This is a genomic window from Okeania sp. SIO2F4 (genome assembly GCF_010672385.1).
GTDB lineage: Bacteria > Cyanobacteriota > Cyanobacteriia > Cyanobacteriales > Microcoleaceae > Trichodesmium.
This window is the reverse complement of record NZ_JAAHGT010000859.1, coordinates 1-4,194: the sequence shown is the minus strand read 5'-3', so window position 1 is coordinate 4,194 and position 4,194 is coordinate 1. Positions and strand designations below refer to the sequence as shown.

Genomic DNA, 4,194 nt, shown 5'->3' with positions numbered 1-4,194 from the left:
TAAAAACCTAACCCCCAGCCTCCCTTCCCTGCAATGGAATGGGGGTTAATAAGCCTCTCTCCTACAAGGAGAGAGGTTTTTATCAGAAGATCCCATAATTTGCGAAGGTTGTGTTGCTGCTTTAGCAGGAGAATTTTAACTGTATTCTGAACCCTAAAAACCTAACCCCCCTGCCCCCCTTCCCTGCAAGGGAATGGGGGTTAATAAGCCTCTCTCCTCGTAGGAGAGAGGTTTGGAGAGAGGTTTTTATGAGGTCCAGTCGAGTAGAGTTAAATTTCATTAACGCACCGTCTATACTAAATAAAATCCTATAATTTAAACAACAGCAAAATCAGTTAACTTACGAGTTTCAGGATCGTGGAAAGCTAAAACAATATCTTCTTTCGGTACATTTTCCCTTAATAAATCATTAGCAATTCCTTCCTCCGTCCAATCTTCCTCAATATAAATCTTCTCATTTTTAATCCGAATATAAACAGAAATTGCTTGAATTCGTCTATCATTTTTCCAGCCAATATTAAACCAAAGATATTGACTTCTTTGGTCATCAAACATTAATAGCTCATCTATATCAGGATCGGGAACTTGTGCGGATATTCTTTGATAATTAGTTAGGATTTCTTTGATGATATTTTGATAATTAATTAGCTTATCCATTTAATAATTTCCTCTTTTTTAATGTCAACTACTAATAGTAAAACTTGATATTTTTGGAGAATTAATTCAACTGCAACTTGCGCAAAAAACTTTTCGTAAATTTTGTGACTAACTGCCAAATAAACTTGATAACTGGGATGGGTAACAGAAAGAAATGTTTGATAAATTAAATATTGTCCTAATGCTGTTTCAAACTCACGCATCGGTGAACGACTCAGGAAACTTTTAATTTCAATTACAATTTGTTGCCCTTCTCTTGTTGCAGAAATTGTTTTTTCACCAGCTAGATCGGCAAATAATTTAACTTCTTCATATTTAATAGGATAAGGGTCAAAAGTAATTGTCCAACCATCTTTAATTAAAGCATTTTTGACAGCTTGATGATAAGTATCTTTTGCTGGCATTATTTCCTTCCTTCTTCCTTTTCAGACTATATCATAATATCAAATCCGCTTGCCTCAGATTAACAAGAAACCGGGTTTGTGGGAGGTCAATGGTAGGGACGTTGCATGCAACGTCCGTACAAGGGGATTTGAGACAAACCCGGTTTCTCTGCTTTTTTATACCGATACTACCGGATTTGATATAATTAGGGTTTATATAAAATCCGGATAATTACTATATCCAAGTCATTGCGACTGGAACGGAGTGGAAGGAAGCAATCTCAGACGTTTAGGAGATTGCTTCCTATCGTCGCAATGACGACTATTCAACCGGATTCTATATTACTGAAAAATGGGATAAGCGGTGGGTGACAACAGATTGTTAAATACCTTTCCTAATCTAAATTTTAGCAGTCAAGACACAGCCTACAATTTTGCTTAAGCCCCCCTTGGAAAGGGGGGTTTGGGGGGATTATTCCCCTACTTTCCCTCACCAATTAAAATCAAAGGCGACCAATAAAACGGATGTACATACTCCCTAACATAACTTAACTTCGCCTGACGTAACGCCTCCACCTTCGTCATTCCTTGTTGCAAATTCTCATAAAATTTCACCATAATATCCTTCGTTGTCTCATCCTCCGCATTCCATAAACTGGCGATCGCAGCATCCGCACCCGCACGCTCAAATAAATAGGCAACTCCCGCTATTTCTTCACCGTTAGAGTCAGCTTTCATCGCAGTTTGGCAAGCACTCAAAACGATTAAATCTGTATTTTCTAATCCTAAAAGTGCAGCATCTTTAATATCAAAAGTTTCTCCATTGGCAAACAAAATGTTATTTGCTTTTAAACCCACATTAGTGCAGTCATCTTTTTGAAAGCAACCGTGAGTAGCGAGATGCAGTAAGGGAAAACCGGGGGAGTCGGTTTTGAAACGAGCGAGGGTTGCCTCTTCTCGAATGAAATGTTTGCTTGATAACTTTTCGGCGATAATTTTGGCTTCTGCTTCTGCACCAAGAAGCTCAATTTTTGTGGGGGTAGGATTGCCAAATGCTAATACTTTCATAGATTGAGTCTTTTTTTCCTCCTGTTTTCTAGTGCCAGAAATGCGGGTGAGGTAGTGGATGGGATATTTTTCAAGTAAATATTGGTCTGTTTGATGATCATATAGGGTTTCAAAGGGAATATAACGCAATTTTTCTGTGGCAATGATAGCAAGTTGTTTGGGGGAGTAAGCTGTTATTTCTGCTAACATCGGGCGAATCAGATAGTCATAGAGTTTTTCTTGGTTAATGTCGTAGTCGTCAGCGTTGGGGTTTTCTAGTTGGGCGCGATATTCTGTCAGGATATCATCAAATTCTTTGGTATCTATGGGAACTTTTTTAACCAGAGTGGGTTTATCTCTGGTGACAAGGAATATGGCGATGCTATCGGGAACATTTTTAGCATCAGTTAAAAGAGCTGGTTGAATAACAACAGTACCCGGTGCAATATTGGCTTTGAGTTTGTTGATGTCTTCGGGTTTGAATTCAAAAAGATCCGCAACTTCTGGGTATTTCTCGGTAATCTTTTCCGCAAGTTGGTTAGTTTCTGCTTGTAACTGATTAATTTGTTGGGAAAGTTGGGTACTTGCTCCATCTTCTACTTTGCTATAGAGAAGTTGTAATTGTTGATTATTTTGTTGCCATTGGTTAATCAATTTTTGAGCTTCTGGGTTTTTGACTTTCGCATCAATAAGGCGAGTGTAGTCAGCAAGCTCAAAAGTGGTAGCTAGGTTATACCATTCCCAGGCAGCGTCAGGTTTATTTTGCTCAATGAGCAGATCGATAAGAGCGATGGCTGCGCCCTCATTATCTTCATCTGCTAAAAAAGCTTTACGGTTTTCTTTTTTTAACCCCGCCCGCATTTCTAGGATCATTGTTAATGAGTCTTCCCAATTTTTTATGGCTTTCTCTGGTTGGTTGGTATCTCGATAAACATAAGCAATATTGTTGAGAGTATTAGCAACTCCAAAGGGATCGTTTACTTCTTGTGAAATGGGTAAAGCTTTATCGTAGTATTCTAATGCCCTTTGGAGTTGACCTATTTTGTAGTAAACTCGACCAATATTATTGAGAGTATTAGCAACTCCAGAGCGATTGCCCACTTCTTGCGAGATTGGTAAAGATTGCTGGTAATATTCTAATGCTTTTTGAGGTTGACCTATTTTGTAGTAAACTACACCAATATTATTAAGAGTATGAGCAACTCCAGAGCGATCGCCGACTTTTTGTGAGATGGGTAAAGCTTTATCATAGTATTCTAATGCCTTTTGAGGTTGATCTATGTCTTCGTAAACTCCACCAATATTACTCAGAATAGTAGCTTCTCCAGAGCGATCGCCCACTTCCCGGCTGATAAGTAAAGCTTTATCGTAGTATTCTAATCCCTTTTGGGGTTTACCTATTTTGTGGTAAACTGTACCAATATTATTGAGAGTAGTAGCTTCTCCAGAGCGATCGCCCACTTCCCGCCTGATAAGTAAAGCTTTATCGTAGTATTCTAATCCCTTTTGGGGTTGACCAATATTGCTGTAAACTCCACCAATATTATTGAGAGTAGTACCTTCTCTAGAGCGATCGCCCACTTCCCTCGTGATAGGTAAAGCTTGCTGGTAGTATTCTAATCCTTTTTGGAGTTGACCAATATCGCTGTAAACTGTACCAATACTATTGAGAGTAACAACTTCTTGAGAGCGATTGTTCACTTCCCGGCTGATAAGTAAAGCTTCCTGGTAGTCTTCTAATGCCTTTTGGGGTTTACCTATACTGTGGTAAACTGTACCAATATTATTGATAGTAGTAGCTTCTTGAGAGCGATTGTTCACTTCCCGGCTGATAGGTAAAGCTTGCTGGTAGTATTTTAATGCCTTTTGGGGTTGACCTATATTGTCGTAAACTCCACCAATATTATTGAGAGTAGTACCTTCTCTAGAGCGATTTTTCACTTCCCTCGCGATAGATAAAGCTTGCTCGAAGTATTCTAATGCTTTTTCGGGTTGACCAATACTTTTGTAAACTGCACCAATATTATTGAGAGTAGTAGCTTCTTGAGAGCGATTCTTCACTTCCCGCAAGATAGGTAAAGCTTTATCATAGTATTCTAATGCCTTT

At 38.8% G+C, this 4,194-nt stretch carries 3 protein-coding genes; all 3 read right to left on the bottom strand.

From position 1 onward, the window contains the following. Window positions 1-315 precede the first annotated feature (315 nt). Window positions 316-657, bottom strand: a complete 342-nt coding sequence (locus F6K22_RS33965) for a XisI protein (protein WP_293108542.1) — start codon at window positions 655-657, stop codon at window positions 316-318. Further along, complete coding sequence (locus F6K22_RS33960; RefSeq protein ID WP_293108539.1) at window positions 645-1,061, bottom strand: XisH family protein; 417 nt, start codon at window positions 1,059-1,061, stop codon at window positions 645-647. The genes F6K22_RS33965 and F6K22_RS33960 overlap by 13 nt, the downstream gene beginning before the upstream one ends. A gap of 459 nt (window positions 1,062-1,520) precedes the next feature. Beyond that, window positions 1,521-4,194: CHAT domain-containing protein (locus F6K22_RS33955; protein WP_293108536.1), on the bottom strand; the 2,674-nt coding region annotated here is incomplete at its 5' end.